Here is a 23,241-nt window from a genome sequence, read left to right as displayed (position 1 = left end):
GTGAGGGGCCTTTTGCATGGGCGGAGGAGGGTCCTCCCCGGTTATGGCCGGTTACCCTCTGGCCATGGCAGCGCGTGACCTCCAGGAACGGATCAAGAAACTCATCGTCGACCGCCGGCTGGCCTCCGGGGCACCGCTGCCGACCGAGCCCGAGCTGATGACGTTCCTCGGCGCGAGCCGGAACTCGGTCCGGGAGGCGCTCAAGGCGCTCCAGGCGATGGGGATCGTCGAGATACGGCATGGCTTCGGCACCTATGTCGGCCGGATGTCCCTCGCACCGATGATCGAGGGCCTCGCCTTCCGCACGGTCGCCGGGCACCACCGGGGCGAGGACAGCCTGCGCCAGCTCCTCGATCTGCGGGAGGCGATGGAGACGGGACTGGTGTCCCGGCTCGCGGGGCGGCTCCCGCAGTCCGACCTCGCCGAGCTGGAAGCGCTCGTGGACGGCATGGACCAGCGGGCCGCGCGGGGGGCCGGCCTCGCCGAGACCGACCGGACTTTCCACGCCACCCTTTACCGGGGACTGGACAACGTCCTTTTGAGCGAGGTGCTGGAGGCGTTCTGGGACGCCTTCCACCGGGTGAGCAGGGACCTCGTCGAGGTGCCGCAGGATCCGCGGATCACCTGCCGGCAGCACCGGGAGATCCTGGACGCGGTGCGCTCCGGCGACTCGCTCCGCGCCGAGCAGGCCATTAGGGACCACTTCCGCCACCTTCGTACACGACTGCGCTCAAGCGCCCCAGCCGACGCCAACTTGCGTCCGAATGAGCCCGTATAACGGGTAAATACCGTGTATCCCATCTTGCGATCATGCGGAACGGCGTAGAACCCTGGCCTCAAGCGGCTGCGGACACGCGCCAATTGGGGGGACAGGAACCGGTTGCCGGTCTTGCGGGGAGGGGGCCCCGTTCATGAGGCGATGCCGAGGGGGGCATCACGCGACCGGACGCGCGCCTGCGACGGCCGAGGGGGGCCGGAGCGGGTGAAGGGACCGACAGACACGCGGTGCCGACCCGCGTGTGGGGGGATGACTCATGACGTCGACGCCGACGGGCGCCCGGCAGAACTCCGACCCGTCACAGACCACGCGGCTCCGGGCGGGTTCGCACCGGACCGGCCACACGGGAACGTTCCGCCGGCTCAGGAAGACCCTGCCGCGGTACGACTACGAGCACTACAGCCGACTGGCCGGGCCCCTCACCGAACCTGATCCGAGCAGGCCGTACCGGGTGAGGTACCGCTCACTGATCTCGCAGGAGCCGCACCGCGTCCGGGTGGCCCTGATGCTGGCGGCCGCTCCCCTGCTCTCGCTGGTCCTGCTGGTCTGGCTGCTGCAACCGGCGCACTGGACCGAACGCGACCACCCGGCGTACGCCTTCCTGCCCGCGCTGGACGTCGTGATGCTGGTCGCGATCGGTCTGATCGAGTTCTTCCGCTGCATGAACGTGCTGTCCAACGCGCACGCCACGCTGGTCGCCCGTGACCCGGTCCCGGTGGTGCCGGAGGCCGGCACGAGAGTCGCCTTCCTCACCTCCTTCGTGCCCGGCAAGGAACCGCTGGAGATGGTGACCAGGACCCTGGAGGCGGCGGTGCGCATCCGCCACCGGGGCCTCGTGCACGTCTGGCTGCTCGACGAGGGCGACGACCCCGAGGTCAAGGAGGTCTGCGCCCGCCTCGGCGTGCACCACTTCTCCCGCAAGGGCGTCGCGAGGTGGAACCAGGCCAAGGGCCCGCACCGCGCCAGGACCAAGCACGGCAACTACAACGCCTGGCTCGACGCGCACGGCGACGCCTACGACTTCTTCGCGTCCGTGGACACCGACCACGTACCGCTGCCGAACTACCTGGAGCGGATGCTCGGCTTCTTCCGCGACCCGGACATCGGCTTCGTGATCGGCCCACAGGTCTACGGCAACTACGACACCTTCGTCACCAAGGCCGCCGAGTCGCAGCAGTTCCTCTTCCACGCGCTGATCCAGCGGGCCGGCAACCGCTACGGCGCCCCGATGTTCGTCGGCACCTCCAACGCCGTAAGGATCAAGGCGCTGAAGCAGATCGGCGGCCTGTACGACTCGATCACCGAGGACATGGCGACCGGCTTCGAGATCCACCGCCACCGCAACCCCGTCACCGGCAGGAAGTGGCGCTCGGTCTACACCCCGGACGTCCTGGCGGTCGGTGAGGGCCCGAGCGCCTGGACGGACTTCTTCACCCAGCAGATGCGCTGGTCGCGCGGGACCTACGAGACGATCCTCAAGCAGTACTGGAAGGGCTGGTACTCGCTGCCGCCGACCAAGCTCTTCAACTACACGATGATGATCATCTTCTACCCGATGTCGGCCCTGAACTGGATACTCGCGGCGCTGAGCTGCGCGCTGTTCCTGGGGCTCGGCGCCTCGGGCGTGAACATCGACCCGGCGGTCTGGCTGATGCTCTACGGCAACGCCTCCGCCCTCCAGATCGGCCTGTACGTCTGGAACCGCCGCCACAACGTCTCGCCGCACGAGCCGGAGGGCTCCGGCGGTGTGGCGGGCATGGTGATGTCCGCGCTGTCGGCGCCGCTGTACGCGAAGGCGCTGGTCGACGCGGCGCTGCGGCGCCGGAGCAGGTTCGTGGTCACGCCCAAGGGCGACTCGGCGAGCCCGGACCGGTGGTTCGGGACCTTCCGCTACCACTGGTACTTCATCCTGGTCTTCGGTGCCTCGATCGCCGCCGGCCACCGGTTCGGCCACTCCCACCCGGCGATGGTCGTCTGGGCGTCGTTCGCGATGCTGGTCACCGCCACGCCGGTGCTCGCCTGGCGCTGGGAGCTGCGGCAGGCGAGGAAGCGGCCCGCCGTCGTACCCGAACCGCAGGACGCCGTGCCCCCGCCGACCCCGGCGCACGGGGTGCCCGTCCCGACACCCGCGCACGGGGTGCCCGCGGCGACGCCGGCCCACGGGGTGGCCGAATGACCGAGCGTGCCGGCCGCCGCCGTGTCCGCCGGTTCGCGATCGGCACGGCGGTGGTCCTCGCGGTGGCCGGGATGAACGGGCCGTGGCTCTACCGGGTCGGCTCCGAGAAGTACCACGAGTACCGGATCGACAGGGCCGGGTACAAAGCGGAGAACGGCCGCTGGGAGATCGTCGAATTCCCCGAGGAGTACCGCCAGAACACCATTCACGCGGCGCTGCTGCACACCGGCAAGGTGCTGCTGGTGGCGGGCTCGGGCAACGACCAGGACAACTTCGACGCGAAGAAGTTCGACACCCGGCTCTGGGACCCGGTCAAGGGCACCGTGAAGAAGGTGCCGACGCCCAACGACCTGTTCTGCACCGGGCACACGCAGCTGGGCAACGGCAATCTGCTGATCGCGGGCGGCACCAAGCGGTACGAGAAGCTCCAGGGGGATGTGAAGAAGGCCGGGGGCCTGATGATCGTCTACAACGAGAACCCGGACAAGCCGATCACCGTGCCCGCGGGCACCCGGTTCACCGGCAAGGAGAACGGCAGGACGTTCGTCTCCAAGGACCCGGTGCTGGTGCCGCGCGCGAAGAAGGTCTTCGACAAGGCGACCGGGCGCTTCCTGCGCAACGATCCCGGATTCGGGCGGATCTACGTCGAGGCCGCCGGAGAAGGCGCGAAGTACGAGACCGGCACCCAGGACAACTACCGCGTCCAGGGGCTGACCGGCCCGGACGCCCGCAACACGTACGGCATCGCGCAGAAACTGGCGTTGGACAAGAAGGACTTCCAGGGGATCCGGGACGCCTACGAGTTCGACCCCGTCGCCGAGAGGTACATCAAGGTCGATCCGATGAAGGAGGCCCGCTGGTATCCGACGCTCACCACCCTGAGCGACGGGAAGGTCCTCAGTGTCTCCGGGCTGGACGACATCGGGCAGTTGGTGCCGGGGAAGAACGAGGTCTTCGACCCGCGGACGAAGGAGTGGAGTTACACCGCGAAGGAGCGGCAGTTCCCCACGTATCCGGCGCTGTTCCTGATGCAGAACGGAAGGATCTTCTACTCCGGGGCGAACGCGGGGTACGGGCCGGACGACGTGGGCCGCGAGCCGGGGATCTGGGATGTGGAGACCAACGGCTTCACCGAGGTGCCCGGCCTGAGCGACGCGAACATGCTGGAGACCGCGAACACGGTGCTGCTGCCGCCCGCCCAGGACGAGAAGTACATGGTGATCGGGGGCGGCGGGGTCGGGGAGTCCAGGCTGGCCAGCGAGAAGACGCGGATCGTCGATCTGTCGGCCCGCGAGCCACGCTTCGTCGACGGGCCGTCGCTGGGCACGGGCACCCGCTATCCGCAGGCCTCGCTCCTGCCGGACGACAGCGTGCTGATCGCCGGGGGCTCGCGGGACTATCGCGGGCGCGGTGACTCCGACATCCTTCAGGCGCGGCTCTACGACCCGTCGACCAATGAACTCAGGCGGGTCGCCGACCCGTTGGTGGGACGGAACTATCACTCCGGATCCCTTCTGCTGCCCGACGGGCGGGTGATGTTCTTCGGGTCGGACTCGCTGTTCGGGGACGCGGCGAACACCAAGCCGGGGGAGTTCGAGCAGCGGGTGGAGGTCTACACGCCGCCGTATCTGTACCGGGGGGCCCGGCCTTCGTTGAGCGGGGGGCCGCGGACGATCGCGCGTGGGGAGTCGGGGACGTTCACCTCGCGGCAGGCGTCGTCGGTGAAGGACGTGCGGTTGATCCGGCCGAGCGCTTCCACGCACGTGACGGACGTGGACCAGCGGTCCGTAGCGCTGGACTTCACCGTGACCGGGGACGAGGTCACGGTGACGGTGCCGCGGAACAGGAATCTGGTTCAGTCGGGGTGGTACATGCTGTTCGTCATCGACGGGGAAGGGACGCCCAGTCGGGCGCGGTGGGTGAGAGTGCCATAGCCCCGCCCCTAGGGGGTGGTGGCTTGTGCCAGGGCCAGGGCGTAGGCCGGCCACCAGGCCCCTGCCTTGGGGCCGCCCTTGCACTCGCCGTCCGACTCCCCTGGGCGTTTGATCCAGAGATAGGCGTCCACCGACGGGTCGGCCGTCCTGGTGGTCGGGGTTTCGCCGAGGGCGCGGCCGGGCGGGTTGCACCAGCGTTCGTCCGGATCGCCCTCCGTGTAGGGACCGTTGCCGTTGCGGCTGGTGTCGATGACGAAGTGCTTGCCTCCGACCTTGGCGGACAGGTCCTTGCCGTAGGCGAGGGAGTCCTCGGTGGAGTAGAAGTTCGAGACGTTGACCGAGAAGCCGTCGGCCTCGGCGATGCCCGCCCTGTTCAAGGGGTCGAAGATCTGGTCGGGGTGGCCCCATCCGGCATTGCCCGCGTCGAGGTAGACCGTGGTGCTGCGCAGGGACTTGAGCTTGCCGACGGCGTACGTGAGCAGGGCGTACCGCTCCTCGTGGAACTCCTGTGGCGTGCAGCCGTCCACCAGGTGCAGCAGTGCGTCGGGTTCCAGGATCACCGTCGCGGAGCGGTCGCCGATGCCCTGGGTCACGCCGTCGATCCAGGCGCGGTAGGCGTCGCCGTCGGCGGCGCCGCCGCCCGAGTACTGGCCGCAGTCGCGGTGCGGGATGTTGTAGAGGACGAGCAGGGCCGTACGGTCGGCCTCGGCGGCGGCCTCGGTGAAGCCGCGTGCCTCCTGCTCCGGGTTCTCCGGGCCGATCCACTCACCGGTCGGCTGGTGCGCGATCTTGCGGATCTGGTCCGCCTCGGTCTCTCTGCCGTCCCGCGCGTAGTCGGCGACCTGCTCGGCCGCGTTCCCGTGCGGGTTGACCCAGAACGGCGCGGCGTCCTTGGGTAGTTGGGTGATCCGGGCGCCGGTGTCGCCACCGCCCTTGTCACCGTCGCCGTCTCCGTCACCGGACGTGCAGCCCGCGATCAGCAGTGCCGCCCCCAGCACCACCGCGGTCGCCCGCACTCCGGCCGCCCCCCTGCTGCCGTACATCCAACTCCCCCTTGGGTGCAACGGTCCAGGGCCCAATCCTGACATACGCCGCGTTGCTCCCACGAGGTGGCGAAGGGCCTTGGCCGGGAGCTGTTACAGAGCGGTTCCGGTGAGATACGCCGAGACGACCACGTTCGCCGTGTAGCTGCCGGTGGCGCGGTCGAAGGTGCCGCCGCAGGTGATCAGCCGCAGCTCGGCGCGCCCCGACTCCCGCTGCCCGTAGGCCTGCTGGGCGTCGAAGCGGTCCCGGCTGAGGACCGTGACGTCCTCCACGGTGAACTCGGCGACCTTGCCGTCGTCCCGGACGACCCGGACGGTCTGGCCGGGGCGCAGGGCGCTCAGCCCGTGGAAGACGGCGGGGCGGGTCCTGGTGTCGACATGGCCCACCATCAGCGCGGTGCCCGCCGTGCCCGGCTCGGCGCCGGCCCCGTACCAGCCGACGACGCCCGGCTGGTCGTACGGCGGCGGGTCGACCGCGCCCTGCGCGTCGAGCCCGCGGGCCACGACCGGCGCCTGCACGGCGAGGCCGGGGATGTCCAGGCGCTGGGGCCGCGCGCCGGCCAGGGGCTTGGCGGGGGGCGGCAGGGCGGCGATGGGCGGGCGGCCCGCCGCCGCCATGTCACCCGTGGCGGGCGCGGTCGTTCCGTGCCGTACGTCGGTCACCTCGCGGCCCCACAGCCACAGCCCGAGCAGCAGCACCGCCCAGACCATGCCCGTGACCAGCCGTCCCGTGCCGGTGGTTCGTTCCCGGTCGGACATGATCGGTCAACCCGTCCTGCGGCTCCGGCGGCCGCCGAGCACCTTGACGGCGACGCCGGCCGCACCGGCCAGGACCAGTCCGGTGACCGCGTGCGCCGCGTTGGGGCCGGTCGCCCGGGCGTCCTCCTCCCCGGCGGCGAGGTGCGCGGTGCCGCCGCCGCCCGCCTTTACGGGGGCGATCGGGGAGGCGTGGCCGGACGGGTGCTGAACGCCCGGCGACGCCGCGGAGCCGTCGGCGAGGGTGAGGGGCGCCGTGATCGACTTCGGGCCGTCCGCGCCGGCGCAGGTGACCTTGACCTCGTAGGACCGCTCCGGCCGGAGCGCGGAGCGGATCCGGGTCTCGCCGGTCAGCGTGCCGCCCAGGCCGCTGAGCCGGGCCTCGGTGACGAACGCGGCCGAGCTGGCGACGCCGGCCTTTCCCGTGCAGCCGGTCACCCGCAGCCCCAGCTCGCCGCCGGGGGCCGGGGAGGTGGGGCTGACCGAGACGCCGCCGTCCGCCGCGTGTGCCACCGGAGCGAGGGTCGCGGTGGCCGCCAGTACGCCCGTACAGAGAGTGAGTCGCAGTGAACCCATCGTGGTGAACCTCCAGACTCCTGGAGACTCCCCCGCCTGACCCGCCCCTGCATCCTCAACAGGGGCGGGACTGCTCCGAACGGGTGGGTTTCACCCCGATCCGCCCGGGGCGTGGTTTCAGCGCGGCTAGAGCTAGATGCGGTCCACGAGGTCCGCGATCGAGTCGACGATCTTGGAGGGCCGGTACGGGAAGTCCTCGACCTGCCCGGGGCGGGTCAGGCCGGTCAGCACCAGGAAGGTCTGCATGCCGGCCTCCATGCCCGCCAGCACGTCGGTGTCCATCCGGTCGCCGATCATGGCGCTGGTCTCGGAGTGGGCGCCGATCGCGTTGAGGCCGGTGCGCATCATCAGGGGGTTCGGCTTGCCCGCGAAGTAGGGCTTGCGGCCGGTCGCCTGGGTGATCAGCGCGGCGACGGCGCCGGTCGCGGGGAGCGGGCCCTCGGCGGAGGGGCCGGTCTCGTCGGGGTTGGTGCAGATGAAGCGGGCGCCGCCGAGGATGAGCCGTACGGCCTTGGTCATGGCCTCGAAGGAGTACGTCCGGGTCTCACCGAGGACGACGTAGTCCGGCTCGTGGTCGGTGAGGATGTACCCGATGTCGTGCAGCGCGGTGGTCAGGCCCGCCTCACCGAGCACGTAGGCCGAGCCGCCCGGCCGCTGGTCGTCCAGGAACTTCGCCGTGGCCAGCGCGGACGTCCAGATGTTCTCGATCGGCACGTCCAGGCCCATGCGGCTGAGCCGGGCGTGCAGGTCGCGCGGGGTGTAGATGGAATTGTTGGTGAGCACCAGGAAGGGTTTGCCGGACTCGCGCAGCTTCTTGATGAAGGCGTCGGCGCCGGGGATCGGGACGCCCTCGTGGATCAGGACCCCGTCCATGTCGGTCAGCCATGAATCGATGGGCTTGCGGTCTGCCATGTGCGTCGATCACTCCTGGCGTACGTGCGAAAAGAGCTGGGGCGCCGGAACCGCGGCGTACCGACGCCCCCAGCCTAATCAGGACTCGGCGTTGCGTGTTCCTCGGTGCGGGGTGGCTCAGCTGCCGGTGGCCGACTTCCAGACAGGGCGAGGAGGGCGACCGGGGGCAGGCCCCAGATCCAGGCCGCCACCTTGCGGGACGGGTCCGGGGATCCGGCCGCAGCTTGCCCTCCGGCACCAGCCCGCGGATCGCCTGCCGGACGGTCTCGCGGACGACCTCGTGGCGCTCGGAGAGCTCCCGCTCGGTGTGCAGCAGCCCGCCCTCCCCCAGGTCCTCGATCAAGCGGTCGAGCCGCGCCTTGACCGCGTACTACTTGGGGATGCGGCCGCGCTCCGGGATGCCGTGGCGGACGGGGGCGCCGGGGGCCTGGTCATTCGGGTAGTCCACCCAGGGATCGTCGCACGGGCGGCGCACCGGCTCAGCGCCGCCTCCGCACCATGACCAGGGCGGTGCCGGCCACGACCAGCAGGAAGGACGTGGCGGCGAGGGCGCCGCGGGGAGTGGTCAGGCCGGTGCGGGCGAGTTCGTCGGCGAAGGAGAGGCGGCCGTCGGGGGCGGGGGACGCGGTGGCGGAAGGGTCGTCGCCGCCGGGCTCGGCGGTGCCCTCCGGCTCCGAGGCCGCCCGCACCCGGAACCGGTAGTCGTTCGACTGCCCGATCCAGTCGCCGTCGTCCGCACGCCGTTGTACGACGGCCGCGTTGGCGGTGATGTCGTTCGGTACGGCGTCGGAGGTCAGCGCCAGCCGCACCCGCACCGTCAGGGTCTGCCCCGGCTGCACGGTGAACCCCGCGAACCCGTCGTCGAAGACGCCCACCAGCTCGTCCTGGTCGGTCCGCTCGAACCGCACCGCGCGGGGCCGCGCCCCCTCGTAGAACTCCAGCCGCGGCTGCGACGGCTTCAGCTCGCGCTCACCGTCCACGAGCACGACGACGGGGTGGATGCCGGTGCAGGCGCTGCGAGTGGTGTTGGTGAGCTCGATGGACCAGGTCCCGTACCCACCGCCGGCGTCGTAGGAGCCGGGGCCGTCGACGATGCGGGTGGTGATCGGGAACTGCCGGTCGTCGGACCCGGCGCACGGCGACGCGGCGGCCGCGCGCCCGGCAGGCACGGGGGACACGTGCAGGGCACGCGCGGGGACCGCGTGCACGCCGTGCCCAAGGGCCGGGTACAACGCGTGCGCGGGAACCGCGTGCACGGCGTGCGCGGGGGCCGCGTGCACGGGCGACGCGGCTCCACCGAGGAGGGCGGCGGCTGCGGCGAGGCTGAGGGAGACGGGCGTGCACAGTCGCATGCCTCCATTGCGCGCCACCCGCCCGCCGCTCCGCGAGAACACCGCGCCGTACGGCCCAACAGGTCCGCCCGATCGGGCAGATCGAGCCGGTCCGGTGAGACAGGGAGACACTCACCGGACGGCTGGGCACCGGCACACAGGCCGGCCCCTCACGCCCCGCCCCGCCCGAACAACGGCGCCAGCAGCAGCTGCGCCGCGCCCTCGGCGACCGCGCGGCTCCCGCCCTCCGCGATCCGGACCGGCACCGCCTCCTCCCCCGTGCGCCGGGCGCGTTCCGCGAGGACCCCGGCGACTCCCTGGGCGAACCGCTCCGGCTCGGTCGCGACGAGGCGGCCGCCCAGCAGCACGAGGTCGACGTCGAGAAGTGCGACCAGGTTGCTCGCGCCCACGCCCAGGACGCGCGCCGCCTCCTCGACGTCCCCGCGCGCCACCGCGTCGAGACACAGCGCCTCGACGCACCCGCGATTCCCGCACCCGCACACCGGCCCGTCCAGCTGCACGACCTGGTGCCCGAACTCCCCCGCCCCGGTCCGCGCCCCGCGGTGCACCGTGCCCCCGATCACCAGCCCGCATCCGAGCCCCGCCGCGAAGTGCAGGTACGCGAAGGATCCGCCCCCGCCCGCGACGGCCAGCCGCAGCGCGGCGGCGTTGGTGTCCTTGTCGACCACCACCGGCACCCCCAGCCGCCGCCCCAGCACGTCGCGCAGCGGAAACCCGTCCCACTCCGGGAACCCGGTGACCCGGTGCAGCACCCCGTGGAGGTGGTCGAGAGGCCCGGGCAGCGCGACCCCGGCCCCGAGCAGCGACCGCACCCCGGCCGCCGGGTCCCCGCCGAGGACCTCCCCGACGAGGCCGGCCACGTCCCCCACCACGGCCTCCGCACCCGCCCCCAGGTCCATCGCCGTACGCCGCTCCGCCACCACCGTCCCGGCCAGGTCGACCAGCACCACGCGCAGCTCGTCCCGGTCCAGGTGCACGCCCACGGCATGCCCGGCCCCCGGCACCAGCCGCAGCACCGTCCGCGGCTTGCCCCCCGTGGACACCAGACGCCCCGCCTCCGCCAGCAGCCCCTCGTCCCGCAACCTCGCGGTGATCTTGCTGACGGCCTGGGGCGTCAGCCCCGTCCGCTCGGCGAGCTCCAGCCGGCTGACGCCCTCCGTCCCGGCCCTGCGCAGGAGTTCGAGGACGAGCGCGGCGTTGTGACTGCGCACCGCCAGCAGGTTCGCCCCCCGAGGCACGTCGTGACGCGTGCCCTGCGACGCGCCCCGCGCGCCAGGTCCGGCGCCCGCTCCGTTGGTGGTGTTCGTCCTGTTCACTCTGCCATTGTCCCCTCCGCTTGCACTTTGGCAACAGCGTTGCGAAAGTGGACGTATGACTCGCACACCCCCTGGCTCGCCCCTCCGTGTCGGCCTCGTCGGCTACGGCCTCGCGGGCTCCGTCTTCCACGCCCCGCTGATCGCCACCACCGAGGGCCTGGCCCTGGACACGGTGGTCACCTCGAACCCCGACCGGCAGGAACAGGCCCGCACCGAGCACCCCGGCGTGCGGGTCGCCGCGAGCCCGGACGAGCTGTTCGAGCGGGCCGACGACCTGGACCTCGTCGTCATCGCGTCCCCGAACAAGACGCACGTCCCCCTCGCCACCGCCGCCCTGAAGTCCGGCCTGCCCGTGGTCGTCGACAAGCCGGTCGCCGGCACCGCGGCCGAGGCCCGCGAGCTGGCGGCCCTCGCCGAGGAGCGCGGCCTGCTCCTCTCCGTCTTCCAGAACCGCCGCTGGGACAACGACTTCCTGACGCTGCGCCACCTCGTCGCCGAGGGCGAACTGGGCGACGTGTGGCGCTTCGAGTCCCGCTTCGAGCGGTGGCGGCCGCAGCTCAAGGGCGGCTGGCGCGAGTCCGGCGACCCCGCAGAGATCGGAGGTCTGCTCTACGACCTCGGCAGCCACGTGGTCGACCAGGCCCTGGTCCTCTTCGGCCCCGCCGCCTCGGTCCACGCCGAGGCCGACGTCCGCCGCCAGGGCGCCGAGACGGACGACGACACCTTCATCGCCCTCACGCACGCGAACGGCGTCCGCTCCCACCTCTACGTCTCCGCGACGACCGCCCAACTCGGCCCGCGCTTCCGGGTGCTGGGTTCGCGGGCCGGCTACGTCAAGTACGGCCTCGACCCGCAGGAGGCGGCCCTGAAGGACGGGCAGCTCCCCGCCACGACCGCCGGCTGGGGCACGGAGCCCGAGTCGCTGTGGGGCCGCCTCGGCTCCGGCGAGTCCCCCCTGACCGGCGGCGGCCGCCCCGTGCCCACCCTGGCCGGCGACTACCCCGCGTACTACGCCCAGATCGCCGCCGCCCTGCGCGACGGCGCCCCCAACCCGGTGACCGCCCTGGAGGCGGCCGCCGCCCTCGACGTACTGGAAGCGGCCCGCCGTTCGGCCCGCGACGGAGTGACGGTGACCCTGTGACGCACAGCCACACGACCGCGACGCCCGAGAAGTCCACCCCCGAACTGACGCCCGGCATCGAGGAGCTGGAGGCCCAGGAACGCCGTCTGGTGTTCCGCCGGTTCACCTTCGACGACGCCTGGGCGCTCGGCTCGCTGCTGGTGGAGCTGGCCCGGGAATGCCAGGCCCCGGTCGCCATCGACATCCACCGCGCCGGCCAGCAGCTCTTCCACGCCGCCCTGCCCGGCTCCACCCCGGACAACGACGCCTGGATCGCCCGCAAGCGCCGGGTGGTGGAGCGCTACGGCTCCGCGTCGTACCTGGTGGGCGCCCGCTTCCGGGCCAAGGGCACCACGTTCGAGGAGTCCTCCCGGCTGGACCCCGACGCCTACGCCGCCCACGGCGGCTCCTTCCCGATCACCGTGGAGGGCGTGGGCGTCGTCGGTTCGGTGACGGTGTCCGGCCTGCCCCAGCTCCAGGACCACCGCATGGTGGTGGAGGCGCTGGAGCACTTCCTGGGCGATCAGGTCTGATTCCCGGGATTCCGCTTCCCGGGATTAGCCCGAGCGGCCCTCCGGTTACACATCGGTGTAACGGCCGTCACAGCAACCGGAGGGATCGCACTCATGGACAACCCCGCAGCCTCGTTGAAGGAACGGCTGGGACGGTACGGCATCTGGAGCAGCGGCCTGCGCTCCGAGGACCCGGCCGTGCGCGGGGAGCTGACGGATGCCGCCGCCGAACTCGAGGACCTGGGCTACGGCGCCCTGTGGCTGGGCGGCAGCAGCGCCGCCCGGCACGCCGCCCTCCTCATCGGCGCGACCTCGGAGATCACCGTCGGGACCAGCATCCAGAGCATCTGGCAGTACGAGGCCAAGGACAGCGCGGCGGCCTTCACGGACCTGGAGGCCGCCCACCCCGGCCGCTTCGTCCTGGGCCTCGGGGTCAGCCACGCGAAGTTCACGGAAGAATACCGGCGCCCGTACACGGCCCTCGTCGACTACCTCGACGGGCTGGACGCCGCCGGCGTACCCGCCGAGCGCCGCCTGCTGGCCGCACTCGGCCCCAGGACCCTGGAGCTCTCCCGCGACCGCGCGGCCGGCGCGATCCCCTACCTGGTGACACCGGAGCACACCGCCTACGCCCGCGAGATCCTGGGCGAGGCGCCGATTCTGGCCCCCGAGCTGAAGGTCGTCCTGGAGCGGGACCCGGACCGGGCCCGCGCCGCCGCCCGGGACTACCTGGCCATGTATCTGGCGCTCCCGAACTACACGAACAACTTCCTCCGGCACGGCTTCACCGAGTCGGACCTGGCGGACGGCGGCAGCGACCGCCTCATCGACGCGGTGTACGCCTGGGGCGACGAGGACCACATCCGCGAACGCGTCGCCGCCTTCCACGCGGCGGGCGCGGACCATGTGGCGCTCCAAGTGGTCGGCACCGAGCCCGGCGACACACTCCCGCGGGAGGAATGGCGAAGGCTGGCGGGCCTGCTGGCGTGACGGCGGCGTCCGGCGAGGGCGGCGGCGGCGCCGCCCTCCCGGCGTTCGCGCCCAAGGCGTCCTTCTAGGCGTCCTTCAGCTCCTGCCGCTGGCGCCCCAGCCCCTCGATCTCCAGCTCCACCACGTCCCCGGCCCGCAGGTACGGCTTGGGCTCCGGCCGCCCCATCGCCACCCCGGCGGGCGTACCGGTGTTGATCACATCGCCGGGGTACAGGGTCATGAACTGGCTCACGTACCGCACGACCTCCCCCACGGGGAAGATCTGCTCGCCGGTCGACCCGTCCTGCTTCAGCTCGCCGTTGACCCACAGCCGCAACGACAGGTTCTGCGGATCCGGCACCTCGTCCGCCGTCACCAGCCACGGGCCCAGCGGGTTGAACGTCTCGCAGTTCTTGCCCTTGTCCCAGGTCCCGCCCCGCTCTATCTGGAACTCCCGCTCGGACACGTCGTGCGCCACCGCGTACCCCGCGACATGCGCGAGCCCCTCCTCGGCCGACTCCAGATAGCGGGCCGTGCGGCCGATGACGACCGCCAGCTCCACCTCCCAGTCGGTCTTGCGGGACGCCCGCGGCACCAGCACCGTGTCGTTCGGGCCGACCACCGTGTCCGCCGCCTTGAAGAAGACCACCGGCTCGGCGGGCGGCTCGGCCCCGGTCTCGCGGGCGTGGTCGTAGTAGTTCAGGCCGATGCACACGACCTTCCCGATCCGCCCCAGCGGCGGCCCGATGCGCAGCCCCGCCCCGTCCAGCACCGGGAGCTCCCCGGCGCCGGCGGCCGCACGGACCCGCCCGAGCGCCGCGTCGTCGGCGAGCAGCGCGCCGTCGATGTCCGGCACGAGTCCGGACAGGTCCCGCAACACGCCCTCGGCGTCGAGCAGCGCGGGCTGTTCCGACCCGGCCGTTCCGACTCGCAGCAGCTTCATGGTCACAATCTCCCTCGATCGTGGGGCGCCTCCCGACGTGTGCAGCCATCGGAGGACTGGTCGATCCTCCAAGGTGGCGGTCCAGTCCGCAATACCCCGTTCACGTACTGGACCGTGCGGAGGCGCTCCGCTCACCGGTACAGCACGGCCCGCTCCACCGCGCTCCACGTCGTGCTGGTGACCACGTAGAGGGCGGCCGCCAGCGGCACCACCGCCACCGTGATCAGCGCGAAGAAGGACATGAACGGCATGACCTTGGTGACGGCGCCGAGCCCCGGCAGCTGCTCACCGTCGGCCGGCACCGGACGGCCGGCGGCCGTCATGCGCCGGGTACGGCGGAAGTTGAACGCGGCGACGACCGCGACGACGGCGAACAGCGCGACGTACACCAGCCCGGCGGCGCCGAACGCCCCGCCGTCGCCCAGTGCGTCCAGCCACCGGCCCCCCAGGGGCGCGGCCAGCAGCTCATGGCCGAGCAGGGCGTTCGTCTCGCCGCCGATCGTCGGGTTCGAGAACAGGTGGTAGAGCAGGAAGAAGGCGGGCAGCTGCATCAGACCGGGCAGGCAGCCCGCCAGCGGGGACACCTTCTCCCGCGCGTGCAGCTCCAGCACGGCCTGCTGAAGCCGCTCGGGGTTCTTGCGGTACCTCTCGCGCAACTCGGCGATCTTCGGCTGCAACGCGGTGCGCGCCTTCTGCCCCCGCGCGGACGCCCGCGACAGCGGCAGCACCAGCAGTCGTACGAACGCGGTGCACAGGACGATCGCGGCGGCGGCCGCGGAGGCGTGGAACAACGGCTGGAGCAACTCCGCGAGCTGCTCGACCAGGTTGGCGAAAACGTTGGCGAAAACGGACATGGGGTGAGCCCTCCGTCGTGGGTCTCGTCGTGCCGGGACATGGGATGGCGGCATGACGACCCGCGCGGGGTCACGGTGAGGTGCTCGGCCGAGATGGCTCGGAGCGGCGTGCCCTACGCGACGGTCGTCAGGAGGGCGTGTCCGGGCGCTCGGGGGCGGGTGCGCCCCTTGGCGTCGGGGTCGCGTTGCGGCAGGAAGGCCGTACGCCGGTCCCGGTCGCGGATGGCCGTACGCACCCGCGTGGGCGGCACGGCGGGCGCGCAGCGCGCGGCGACCAGCAGGGAGAGGGCGAACGCCGACCCGGCCGCGGCGGTCGCGGCGAGCGCGACGGTGGCGGTGAGGGTGCCGGCGTCCAGCAGCGCGAATTCGAGGAAGACGAAGAGGATCAGGAGCAGGACGGCGGGGCGCGGCTTCGCGCAGCGCTGGATCATCGCGGCTCCCCCCTCCTCGTACGCATGAGTACTGTCGCTCGTTTATACCTCACCGCGGGCGCGGGGAAAGGAGCGTCCCCCACACCACCAGGCGGTACTTGGACGTGTACTCGGGGGTGCACGTGGTGAGGGTGATGTAGTACCCCGGCTCGCTGTAGCCCCGCCCGGGGTGGACGAGGCTGCGCGGCACGGGACGTATCACCCCGGTGTCGCGGGTGGAGGTCCGCGGGACGGTCTGGTCGACGGCGTACGTGTACACCGCGGCCCGCGTCTCCACGACGATCCGGTCGCCGTCGCCGAGCCGGTCGAGGTACCGGAAGGGCTCGCCGTGGGTGTTGCGATGCCCGGCGAGCGCGAAGTTCCCGGCGCGACCGGGCTGTCCGGTCCCCGGGTAGTGACCGGCATGTCCCTTGTTGAGGACCTCGGGTTTGCTGATGCCTTCGGCGACGGGGACACGGAGGTTCAGGCGGGGGATGGCGAGGATGGCGTAGGCCTGGGAGGGCAGGGGCGCCGACGCGGATACCTGTGCGGAGGCGGCGTCGGGGGGCGGGGCGCCGGTGCGCTGCCGCGCCGGGAGGTCTCCGTCGCCGCTGTCCGTCGGTACATCACCCTCCAGAACCCGCCCGAGGCCGGCGGCCCCGCCCCACTCCCGCTCCAGCTCCCGCTCGGCTCCGTGCCTGGCCTGCCGGTTGGTCCACCACAGCTGGTGGACCACCAGGAGCAGTACGACGACCCCGACGGTGACGAGGGCCTCGGCACCCGTCCACAGCGCGCGACGGCGCCGGGCGCGCCGCCGCCGTTCCGTGTGCTGCACGACGGGCACACGCATGGGCGGACGCCTCCTCCACCGTCGTACGGGACGGGCCGCCCGCACGATAAGGGCCAGGGCCTGAGGTCTCCAGACCCGCGCGGCCCCTTTCGCACACCGTCCCGGGAGGGCCGGTCACACGACGGGCTCCCCGATCCCGAGCAGATTCCCCTCGCTGTCCCGGAACCAGGCGGCCCGCTCCCCCCGCGCCCCCTTGCTCGGATAGTGCCCCTCGACGTCGGCGATCCCGTCCTCGGACGTCCGCAACCCCGGAAGGTCGACGACCTCGAACACGACACCGCGCCGTCGTAGATCCGCCACGACGCGGTCGATGTCGTCGACCTGCCAGCCCATCTGCGTGAAGGTCCCCGGCGAGGCTCCCGCCGACCGGAACAGGGCGAACTCCACGCCCCCGCTCCGGTACAGCAGCCCACCGGGCCGCTCGTCGACGGGTTCGAGACCGAGCTTCTCGGCGTAGAAGCGGCGGGCCCGCTCAAGATCCTGCGCGGGCAGCCGGGTGGCCGGACGGCCCCCGGCGAGACCGGTGTCCCTGTCATCCATACCTTCACTGTGCCGCAGGGGGGCGACCGGGTCCTGCCAGGCGGCCGGACGTCCGGGCCAGTGCTCTCCTCGTCCCGCCGGAGGAACGGCCTGAGCCCCGGGCTCCCCCTCACCCCGCCCGTCGGCCGGAAACGCGGGGGCCCGCCTTGTCCCGCCCGCCGGACGGACCGGGGCGCAGCGCTCCCCTCGTCCCGCCCCCCGGACGGCCTGGGGTGGGACGGACTCTCCTTTGTCACCACTCGGCAGTACGGTGTCCCCCATGCGCCCCGACACGCCTGCCGAAAACGTCGACCACGCCACCGAGGCGGCCCGCCTGGAGCGAACCGCCGGCCTGTACCCCGAGGACGCCGAAGCCCTGCTGCTGCGGGCCGCGGCCCACCTCGAACTGTCCGGCGACCGCCCCGCCGCGACCGCGCTCTACGACCGCCTGCTCTCCTCCGGCGACAGCCTGGAGGACCCCTATCTGGTCCGGGCCCTGAAGGCCTCGAACCTCTGGGAGTACGGCCACGAGGCCGAGGCCCGGGCGATCATCGACGGCATCCGCACGGCGTCCCCGCGCGACGCGGCCCCCTGGGTCATCGTGGCCGAGGCCCTGGAGGCCCACGACGAGCTGGAGACGGCGCAGGAGGTCCTCACGCAGGCCACGCGGCTCCTCGTGACGGACGGTGCGCGGCCCCCGCAGCCCACCCACCCCCTCTTCTTCGGCCGCCACCGGGTGCGCCGGATGCTGGGCCTCCCCCACGACGAGTGGGACACCCTGGCCGACACCCTGCACTCCATGCCGGTCTCCCTGGACGAACTCCACGACCCGAAGCGGGTGTGGTCCCTGGGCTCGGACAACCCGGCGGAGCTGGAGGCCGAGATCTCGCGCCTGCGCGCGGAGCTCGGCGCCTACCGGGAGGCCCTCTCCCGCCCGTTCCCCGTCGCGGTCCTGCACTGGCCGCAGGGCGAACTGACGGAACTCCTCTCGGCGTACCCGGCCCTGTCCGCGGAGTACCCGTCCCACCAGGAGCACCTGACGACGATAGAGACGTCGCTGCGGGAACTGTCGTCCTCCGGCACGGCGAACCTGGGCGTGGTCACGGGCACGGTCCCCTCCTTCGAGGCCTTCGCGGCATCGGAGGGCACGACCCCGGACGACCCGACCCTGCTCCCCCAGTACGCCACGACCCTGGCGGCCCGAGGCCGAGCGGTGGCCTGGCCCCCGGAGGGGACGGCGACTTGCTGGTGCGGGTCGGGACGGGCGTACGGGGAGTGCCACGGGCTGGAGGCCTAGGGCCACCGCCCTCACTCCTTCTTGCCCCGTCCACCGGCCGACAGCCGCTAAGCCCACCCGGCGTGCCCCGAGATCCTGACGCGTCCCGGCTCCACAGGCCCACTGGGAACGAGCTGGAGCGCCGGCTACCTCTGGGCCCGCTTTCCCGGGGCCGCTCGCTCGCTTCTTCCCCGCGCTGGAGCGGTCCGGGTCAAGGGTGGCCCGAAGGGCCATCGGCGAAGCCGACGCGAAGCGTCAGCGGAGCGCCCTTGACGCGGACCGCGGAAGCACGACACTGACCAAGAAGCGGGCGGCCCGACGGCCACCGTTCCGACACCCTGATGCAATCGAGCTCGCCCCCGTGGTGGAATCGACGTGCAGCCGCAGTCCCAAGGCTCGATCGATCCGCGCAGCTGGCAATGGTGCTGGGTCTCGCCACGCGCACCGGTCCCATGTGGTCAGGCAGGCCGGGGCTGAACATCGCGGGTCGAGACGGGCTTGGCGGACGCGGCGGTCAATCGAACGGACCGAGTCACGATCGTGAGGCACAGTCGCCTTGAGCACGATGAAGCCGTTGTCGCCAGCCGTCTCGGCACGCATGAGCAGGCAACTCAGCAAGGACACGGGTGCCGAACTCGCCGTGCGACGCCTGCTGCATGCAGCCGGTCTGCGTTATCGCGTGGAGTACCCCGTGCCGGGCATGTCCAGGAGGCGGATCGATGTGGCGTTCCCCCGGGCCAAGATCGCGATCCTCATCGACGGGTGCTTCTGGCATGGCTGCCCTCAGCACGCCACTCAGCCGAGGACCAACGCGGACTGGTGGCGCCGCAAGTTGGACCGGAACATGGCTCGCGACCGGGAGACGACGGAGCATCTCATCGCGGAGGGTTGGACGGTGCTGCGTTTCTGGGAGCATGAGGCTCCCGGCGAAGTGGCCATGCGCGTGGCGGCGGCCGTGGAACGGCATCGGGCGGAAGGGACGCGGGGGAAAAGAGAATGAGCGGACTGACCTTCGTCGATGTGTGCTCCGGGGCGGGAGGGCTCGCCCTGGGACTGGAACAGGCGGGCTTCGAGCCGCGCCTGCTACTGGACGAGGACGACCTCGCCGTCAACACTCTTCGGGTCAACCGACCGCACTGGAACGTGCTTCACGCCGACCTGATGGACTTCGACCCGGCGGAGCATCCCGAGAGCCTCGACGTGGATCTCCTCTCGGCCGGCCTGCCGAGGGTGAAGTCGAGTGCGACCGTCGGACGGGCGGATTCGGGAACCGAAGAGCGGTTGCTGACGGCCACGGTCTATCTCGTTCATGCGATCAGGCCTCGCGCGGTGCTCATCGAGAACGTTCCCGGGCTCGCGCACTCGGACGCATATCAGCAGTTCCGTGATTTCGCGCGAGCCGAACTGGCCCACCTGGGATATGAATTCAGCTGGTTCGTCGTAAACGCGGTCGACCATGGCGTGCCTCAGAACCGCAAGCAGGGTGTCCTCGTCGCCATCGAGCGGCAGTGGGCCGCGGCATTCCGGCCACCGGCACCAACCGTGGAGCAGCCCACGACGGTCGGTGCCGTTCTGGGACCGACCATGGCCGCACGGGGTTGGCCGGACGCCGCCCGTTGGGTCGCCCAGGCCGATCGACCAGCACCGACCCTCGTCGGCGGCTCGAAGAACCGGGGCGGCGCCGACCTGGGACCGACGGGCGCCAAGCGGACCTGGGCCACCATGGGTGTCAACGGTCACACCGTGGGCGACCAGGTGCCCGACGCCAACTTCCTGTGGGACCCCCAGCTCGGCAGAGACAACATGGTGAAGATCACGGTTGAGCAGGCCGCACTGCTCCAGGGCTTCCCCGAGACATGGGAGATCACCGGGCGCAAGACCGCCCGATACCGCCAGGTCGGGCACGCGACACCACCGCCGGTGGGAGAGGTACTGGGCAGGGCTGTCGCCGCAGCGCTGATTCCGGATCCAGCGGTCCCCGCTGCTGGCTAGACTTCCGCCACATGACCAGCACGGCGTCCCACAAGCCCATCCTCGACCAGCCTTTCGTCCTTGACCTCTTCGCAGGTCCGGGCGGGCTGGACGTCGCCGGTCACTCGCTAGACATCCCGAGTCTCGGTATCGAGTGGGACAGGAGCGCGTGTCTGACCCGGTACGCTGCCGGGCTGGACACCCTTCACGCCGACGTGAGCGCGGTACGCAATGAAGCTTTCGAGTCGTTGCCGCCGGAGATCAACGTGCTCGCCGGTGGTCCTCCGTGCCAGACGTACTCAGTGGCCGGGCACGGTGCCGGCCGCCAAGCCTTGGAAAGGGTCAAGGAGTACATCGACAAGCTGATGGCCGGCGCCCTCGACAAGGAGATCGACGAAAAGCTCGGAAGGCCCGGCTCCGATCCACGTACCGGATTGGTGCTCGAACCTCTCCGATACGCGATCCAGGCAACGCGGAGCCCGAGCCGTGAGAACCGACCGTACGACGTCATCGTCCTGGAACAGGTGCCAGCGGTGGCCCCGCTCTGGGAGCACTACGCCAAGGTGCTGGCCGACACAGGGCTTCCCGACGGAACCAAGTACAAGGTTGTCGTCGATGTTCTCGACACCGAGACCTACGGGGTACCGCAGACGCGATCTCGCGCGGTGTTGATCGCTCGGCGCGAAGGGCTCGGTGAGCCCTCGCTCCCCTCCCCTACGCACCGTTCCTACGATGCGAAGGAATGGAATCGGAAGAACGGGACGAGCGCACCTGACCAGGTCCGTCAGCCGACCCTCGACGAGGGCAACATGTCGGCGAACGACGAGAACAGGCTCCCCTGGAGGTCGATGCGTGATGCCCTCTCGGATCCGGTGGGCTCGCACCCCGGGCGGGTCACTCCCTTCTTGGTCCGCTCGAACTACGGGAGCTCCGGAAACCCAGGGAGGCGCGGCGTGCGCACGGACAGGCAGCCCGCCGCCACCGTCACCGGCCGCATTTCCCGCTTCGTGGTCTTCGAGCACCTCGACGACAACATCGTCTACGAAGGTCCGCGGTTCAGCATGAACGAAGCGGGGATGCTGCAAAGCTTTCCGCCGGACTACCCGTGGTCGGGTACGGCTCAGGCCCAACAGGTGGGCAACGCCGTACCGCCCCTCTTCGGTGCACACCTGCTCAGCGCCGCTCTCGGGCTCCCCAGGCCGACTCCGGAGGCGCTGAGAAAGCCCTGGCAGCCGGCCACGGAGGAGCAGCGGGCCAAGCTGCGAAGCAATGGCTGCGGGACTGCCGACAACTGCACCGACAGGTGCCCGCAGGCCAAGGACCAGGTGCCGCCGCCCTCATCCATGCGCCTACCCAGGAGCAAGAAGACGTCAGCGAAGTAGTCCGAGCCAGGCACCGGGTCAATCGCCGAGCTTCCTCCCCCTGACCGGCGCCGTCTCGAAGAGCTCTGCGAAGTAGCTGGTGAGCGCGGCCACGGACTTCTCCGGGACAGGGTCCTCGTCGGGCCCCTTCGGAAGTTCGTACCGCTCGACCGGGGGTGCCGATTCCGCTTCCGCGATCCAATCCCGGAGATGGGCGGGATCACGAGGCGCGTCCGGCCCGAGGATGTCGTAGATCAGGGTCGCGCCGGCCGCGTTGATCGCGACGCTGAGGCCGAAGATCTCTCGCCCGGTGGTGACTTGCCCCCGTTGCAGAAGGCGGACCAGGGCCTGGGCGGTAGGTCGGTGGTCGATCAGCTCCATCCGCAGAACCGTGTGGATGAGGTCCTGGTTCCCACAGGCGGCCTCGACCGACCCATAGTCCGGTCCGTTCCGGAAGAGCTCAGCCGCCCACCACAGACGGGAGAAGCACTGACGGTCCGCGGGGCCACGGAAGCGTTCCGCGGCGATGCGCCTTTCCGGCCTCCTCGCCGTCGGCTCCGACAAGTGCCGCCACGCGACGTAGTCGGGGGCCACCGCCAGGGCCAGGTGGTTCCACAGACGCTTGTCGGCCGCTTCCCGCCGCGTCAGGCGCAGCGTGGCATGGAGACGTGGCGCGAGCCATGCGTCGGCTCGGGTACGGTCCTCCCGGAACTCGAACATGGCGTCCTCCACCAGGCTTCGGAGCGGCTCGACCCACCACCTGGCGTCGTCCTCGGGAAGCGGCTCGACGACCTTGGCGAGATCGATGCCGCCGTGGACCTGTTCGCCTTTGAGCAGTTCCTCGGTCAGGAACGGATCTACGGCCGAGGTGGCGAGCAGTGCCAGGCGCTCTGGTACGTGGTTCGGTTGGGTGATCACGTCTCGCTCTCCCGGTTCATCTGTTCCAGACTGCGGATGACATAGGCGAGCGCCTTGGTGGCATCGGCACGACGGATCGCCGCGTAGTGGATACGGGTCTGGAGCTCGACCCAGCCCGAGTCCCCGGTGCGCCGACGATGGACCTGTCGCAGAGCCTCCTCGACATGGACGCCGGGAACGATGTCCGGAAGCATCTCCCGGAGCACCTCGCCCTGCCAGTCGGTCGGGAAGACAGGGCCGCCGCCGGGCTCCACCTCCAGGTCACCGATGGCACCGTGGAACACCGCAGTCCACACATCGGTGGCCATCTGCGCGACCAGGAGGTCACGCACCTTGCTGTCCACACCCGAGCTGTTGCTGTCCAACAGATCGATGACGCCCTCTACATCGGTGTTGACGAACACGGTGGGGACCCTGGCCGACGCGTCTACGATCCAGGGCGCATCGGCGTAGGCCTGTAGCCATTCCCGGGAGCTCTTCCGGAACGACGTCGTCTGGACGTCCAGTTGGAGACCGCGGACCGGCTCGTCGGAGACGGTGTCGACGATCCAGCTCCGGTCTGTCTCGGCAATCGATCTACCGTGTACTCCGTCCACGGTCCCGACGGCGTACACCGCGAGGGAGGCTCGCCCCAGGTGGTCGTCTCGGAGCACTTCCACTGAGCCCGACCAATCCCGGCCGTCCTGCTTGTCACA

General features: G+C 71.2%; 23 protein-coding genes and 1 pseudogene. 10 read left to right on the top strand and 14 right to left on the bottom strand.

The window, feature by feature from the left end; translation table 11 throughout:
• The first annotated feature begins 64 nt into the window (after positions 1 to 64).
• The 3 genes from AB0O67_RS14905 (at position 65) to AB0O67_RS14895 (ending at position 4,888) form a co-directional block, all read left to right on the top strand.
• Positions 65 to 778: a FadR/GntR family transcriptional regulator gene (locus tag AB0O67_RS14905; RefSeq protein ID WP_365449915.1), complete on the top strand. Its 714-nt coding sequence runs from the start codon at positions 65 to 67 to the stop codon at positions 776 to 778.
• A 256-nt stretch (positions 779 to 1,034) separates the two neighbouring features.
• On the top strand, positions 1,035 to 2,954 hold the full coding sequence (locus tag AB0O67_RS14900) for a glycosyltransferase family 2 protein (protein ID WP_365449913.1): 1,920 nt from the start codon (positions 1,035 to 1,037) through the stop codon (positions 2,952 to 2,954).
• The gene (locus AB0O67_RS14895) at positions 2,951 to 4,888 is read left to right on the top strand and encodes a kelch motif-containing protein (RefSeq protein WP_365449911.1); all 1,938 of its coding nucleotides are present in this window, start codon (positions 2,951 to 2,953) and stop codon (positions 4,886 to 4,888) included. Before AB0O67_RS14900 ends, AB0O67_RS14895 begins: the two co-directional genes overlap by 4 nt.
• Before the next feature lie 8 nt (positions 4,889 to 4,896).
• Here AB0O67_RS14895 and AB0O67_RS14890 read toward each other — a convergent pair whose 3' ends face one another.
• The 7 genes and pseudogenes from AB0O67_RS14890 to AB0O67_RS14860 all read right to left on the bottom strand — a co-directional run bounded on the left by AB0O67_RS14890 (position 4,897) and on the right by AB0O67_RS14860 (position 10,765).
• Positions 4,897 to 5,931 (bottom strand): glycoside hydrolase family 6 protein, encoded by a 1,035-nt coding sequence (locus AB0O67_RS14890; protein WP_365449909.1) that lies wholly within the window; start codon positions 5,929 to 5,931, stop codon positions 4,897 to 4,899.
• A gap of 93 nt (positions 5,932 to 6,024) precedes the next feature.
• A complete protein-coding gene (locus AB0O67_RS14885; protein WP_365449907.1) occupies positions 6,025 to 6,690 on the bottom strand; it encodes a class F sortase in 666 nt (221 codons plus the stop codon).
• A 6-nt stretch (positions 6,691 to 6,696) separates the two neighbouring features.
• Complete coding sequence (locus tag AB0O67_RS14880; RefSeq protein ID WP_365449905.1) at positions 6,697 to 7,263, bottom strand: hypothetical protein; 567 nt, start codon at positions 7,261 to 7,263, stop codon at positions 6,697 to 6,699.
• A gap of 132 nt (positions 7,264 to 7,395) precedes the next feature.
• Entirely contained in the window at positions 7,396 to 8,175 is a 780-nt protein-coding gene (locus AB0O67_RS14875) for an HAD-IIA family hydrolase (RefSeq protein WP_365449903.1), read from the bottom strand.
• 217 nt (positions 8,176 to 8,392) lie between these two features.
• Positions 8,393 to 8,623: pseudogene (locus AB0O67_RS14870) on the bottom strand (GntR family transcriptional regulator); the annotation flags it as partial.
• Positions 8,624 to 8,654: 31 nt separating this feature from the next.
• Entirely contained in the window at positions 8,655 to 9,527 is an 873-nt protein-coding gene (locus AB0O67_RS14865) for a hypothetical protein (protein WP_365449901.1), read from the bottom strand.
• Between the two features lie 149 nt (positions 9,528 to 9,676).
• Positions 9,677 to 10,765, bottom strand: a complete 1,089-nt coding sequence (locus AB0O67_RS14860; RefSeq protein ID WP_365449973.1) for an ROK family transcriptional regulator — start codon at positions 10,763 to 10,765, stop codon at positions 9,677 to 9,679.
• 133 nt (positions 10,766 to 10,898) lie between these two features.
• Between AB0O67_RS14860 and AB0O67_RS14855 the strand changes: the two genes are divergently transcribed.
• The 3 genes from AB0O67_RS14855 to AB0O67_RS14845 all read left to right on the top strand — a co-directional run bounded on the left by AB0O67_RS14855 (position 10,899) and on the right by AB0O67_RS14845 (position 13,465).
• Positions 10,899 to 11,984 carry a Gfo/Idh/MocA family oxidoreductase gene (locus tag AB0O67_RS14855; RefSeq protein ID WP_365449899.1) on the top strand — a complete coding sequence of 362 codons (1,086 nt, stop codon included), beginning with the start codon at positions 10,899 to 10,901 and terminating at the stop codon, positions 11,982 to 11,984.
• Complete coding sequence (locus tag AB0O67_RS14850; protein ID WP_365449897.1) at positions 11,981 to 12,496, top strand: heme-degrading domain-containing protein; 516 nt, start codon at positions 11,981 to 11,983, stop codon at positions 12,494 to 12,496. Before AB0O67_RS14855 ends, AB0O67_RS14850 begins: the two co-directional genes overlap by 4 nt.
• A gap of 93 nt (positions 12,497 to 12,589) precedes the next feature.
• On the top strand, positions 12,590 to 13,465 hold the full coding sequence (locus AB0O67_RS14845) for an LLM class F420-dependent oxidoreductase (protein WP_365449895.1): 876 nt from the start codon (positions 12,590 to 12,592) through the stop codon (positions 13,463 to 13,465).
• Positions 13,466 to 13,529: 64 nt separating this feature from the next.
• On the opposite strand, the gene AB0O67_RS14840 is transcribed toward AB0O67_RS14845, so the two are convergent.
• From AB0O67_RS14840 to AB0O67_RS14820, 5 genes are all read right to left on the bottom strand, one after another.
• On the bottom strand, positions 13,530 to 14,387 hold the full coding sequence (locus AB0O67_RS14840) for a fumarylacetoacetate hydrolase family protein (RefSeq protein WP_365449893.1): 858 nt from the start codon (positions 14,385 to 14,387) through the stop codon (positions 13,530 to 13,532).
• 131 nt (positions 14,388 to 14,518) lie between these two features.
• Positions 14,519 to 15,241, bottom strand: a complete 723-nt coding sequence (gene yidC, locus AB0O67_RS14835; protein WP_365449891.1) for a membrane protein insertase YidC — start codon at positions 15,239 to 15,241, stop codon at positions 14,519 to 14,521.
• Positions 15,242 to 15,354: 113 nt separating this feature from the next.
• Positions 15,355 to 15,672, bottom strand: coding sequence for a DUF6412 domain-containing protein (locus tag AB0O67_RS14830; RefSeq protein WP_365449889.1), 318 nt, complete (start codon positions 15,670 to 15,672; stop codon positions 15,355 to 15,357).
• A 49-nt stretch (positions 15,673 to 15,721) separates the two neighbouring features.
• On the bottom strand, positions 15,722 to 16,501 hold the full coding sequence (locus AB0O67_RS14825; RefSeq protein WP_365449887.1) for a class E sortase: 780 nt from the start codon (positions 16,499 to 16,501) through the stop codon (positions 15,722 to 15,724).
• Positions 16,502 to 16,615: 114 nt separating this feature from the next.
• The gene (locus tag AB0O67_RS14820; RefSeq protein ID WP_365449886.1) at positions 16,616 to 17,041 is read right to left on the bottom strand and encodes a VOC family protein; all 426 of its coding nucleotides are present in this window, start codon (positions 17,039 to 17,041) and stop codon (positions 16,616 to 16,618) included.
• A 259-nt stretch (positions 17,042 to 17,300) separates the two neighbouring features.
• Here AB0O67_RS14820 and AB0O67_RS14815 point away from each other — a divergent pair, with 259 nt between their 5' ends.
• The 4 genes from AB0O67_RS14815 to AB0O67_RS14800 all read left to right on the top strand — a co-directional run bounded on the left by AB0O67_RS14815 (position 17,301) and on the right by AB0O67_RS14800 (position 21,649).
• Positions 17,301 to 18,317: an SEC-C metal-binding domain-containing protein gene (locus AB0O67_RS14815; protein ID WP_365449884.1), complete on the top strand. Its 1,017-nt coding sequence runs from the start codon at positions 17,301 to 17,303 to the stop codon at positions 18,315 to 18,317.
• Between the two features lie 577 nt (positions 18,318 to 18,894).
• Positions 18,895 to 19,296: a very short patch repair endonuclease gene (locus tag AB0O67_RS14810; RefSeq protein ID WP_365449971.1), complete on the top strand. Its 402-nt coding sequence runs from the start codon at positions 18,895 to 18,897 to the stop codon at positions 19,294 to 19,296.
• Positions 19,293 to 20,288, top strand: a complete 996-nt coding sequence (locus AB0O67_RS14805) for a DNA cytosine methyltransferase (RefSeq protein WP_365449882.1) — start codon at positions 19,293 to 19,295, stop codon at positions 20,286 to 20,288. The genes AB0O67_RS14810 and AB0O67_RS14805 overlap by 4 nt, the downstream gene beginning before the upstream one ends.
• An 11-nt stretch (positions 20,289 to 20,299) precedes the next feature.
• Positions 20,300 to 21,649 (top strand): DNA cytosine methyltransferase, encoded by a 1,350-nt coding sequence (locus AB0O67_RS14800; RefSeq protein ID WP_365449880.1) that lies wholly within the window; start codon positions 20,300 to 20,302, stop codon positions 21,647 to 21,649.
• 18 nt (positions 21,650 to 21,667) lie between these two features.
• On the opposite strand, the gene AB0O67_RS14795 is transcribed toward AB0O67_RS14800, so the two are convergent.
• Both AB0O67_RS14795 and AB0O67_RS14790 read right to left on the bottom strand, forming a co-directional pair.
• A complete protein-coding gene (locus AB0O67_RS14795; RefSeq protein ID WP_365449878.1) occupies positions 21,668 to 22,546 on the bottom strand; it encodes a DUF6339 family protein in 879 nt (292 codons plus the stop codon).
• Positions 22,543 to 23,241: hypothetical protein (locus AB0O67_RS14790; protein WP_365449876.1), on the bottom strand; the 699-nt coding region annotated here is incomplete at its 5' end. The genes AB0O67_RS14790 and AB0O67_RS14795, both read right to left, overlap by 4 nt.

Origin of the sequence: Streptomyces sp. NPDC086077 (assembly GCF_040686175.1) — a bacterium.
Classification (GTDB): Bacteria; Actinomycetota; Actinomycetes; order Streptomycetales; family Streptomycetaceae; genus Streptomyces.
The sequence above is the reverse complement of the archived record's forward strand: the minus strand, read 5'-3'. Positions and strand labels throughout refer to the sequence as shown.

Coding starts and splice junctions, on each gene's coding strand:
- AB0O67_RS14905 (WP_365449915.1), top strand. CDS start 65: ATGGCAGCGCGTGACCTCCAGGAACGGATCAAGAAACTCATCGTCGAC.
- AB0O67_RS14885 (WP_365449907.1), bottom strand. CDS start 6,690: ATGTCCGACCGGGAACGAACCACCGGCACGGGACGGCTGGTCACGGGC.
- AB0O67_RS14830 (WP_365449889.1), bottom strand. CDS start 15,672: ATGATCCAGCGCTGCGCGAAGCCGCGCCCCGCCGTCCTGCTCCTGATC.
- AB0O67_RS14825 (WP_365449887.1), bottom strand. CDS start 16,501: ATGCGTGTGCCCGTCGTGCAGCACACGGAACGGCGGCGGCGCGCCCGG.
- AB0O67_RS14880 (WP_365449905.1), bottom strand. CDS start 7,263: ATGGGTTCACTGCGACTCACTCTCTGTACGGGCGTACTGGCGGCCACC.
- AB0O67_RS14865 (WP_365449901.1), bottom strand. CDS start 9,527: ATGCGACTGTGCACGCCCGTCTCCCTCAGCCTCGCCGCAGCCGCCGCC.
- yidC (WP_365449891.1), bottom strand. CDS start 15,241: ATGTCCGTTTTCGCCAACGTTTTCGCCAACCTGGTCGAGCAGCTCGCG.
- AB0O67_RS14895 (WP_365449911.1), top strand. CDS start 2,951: ATGACCGAGCGTGCCGGCCGCCGCCGTGTCCGCCGGTTCGCGATCGGC.
- AB0O67_RS14805 (WP_365449882.1), top strand. CDS start 19,293: ATGAGCGGACTGACCTTCGTCGATGTGTGCTCCGGGGCGGGAGGGCTC.
- AB0O67_RS14890 (WP_365449909.1), bottom strand. CDS start 5,931: ATGTACGGCAGCAGGGGGGCGGCCGGAGTGCGGGCGACCGCGGTGGTG.
- AB0O67_RS14800 (WP_365449880.1), top strand. CDS start 20,300: ATGACCAGCACGGCGTCCCACAAGCCCATCCTCGACCAGCCTTTCGTC.
- AB0O67_RS14900 (WP_365449913.1), top strand. CDS start 1,035: ATGACGTCGACGCCGACGGGCGCCCGGCAGAACTCCGACCCGTCACAG.
- AB0O67_RS14845 (WP_365449895.1), top strand. CDS start 12,590: ATGGACAACCCCGCAGCCTCGTTGAAGGAACGGCTGGGACGGTACGGC.
- AB0O67_RS14855 (WP_365449899.1), top strand. CDS start 10,899: ATGACTCGCACACCCCCTGGCTCGCCCCTCCGTGTCGGCCTCGTCGGC.
- AB0O67_RS14875 (WP_365449903.1), bottom strand. CDS start 8,175: ATGGCAGACCGCAAGCCCATCGATTCATGGCTGACCGACATGGACGGG.
- AB0O67_RS14815 (WP_365449884.1), top strand. CDS start 17,301: ATGCGCCCCGACACGCCTGCCGAAAACGTCGACCACGCCACCGAGGCG.
- AB0O67_RS14840 (WP_365449893.1), bottom strand. CDS start 14,387: ATGAAGCTGCTGCGAGTCGGAACGGCCGGGTCGGAACAGCCCGCGCTG.
- AB0O67_RS14820 (WP_365449886.1), bottom strand. CDS start 17,041: ATGGATGACAGGGACACCGGTCTCGCCGGGGGCCGTCCGGCCACCCGG.
- AB0O67_RS14810 (WP_365449971.1), top strand. CDS start 18,895: ATGAGCAGGCAACTCAGCAAGGACACGGGTGCCGAACTCGCCGTGCGA.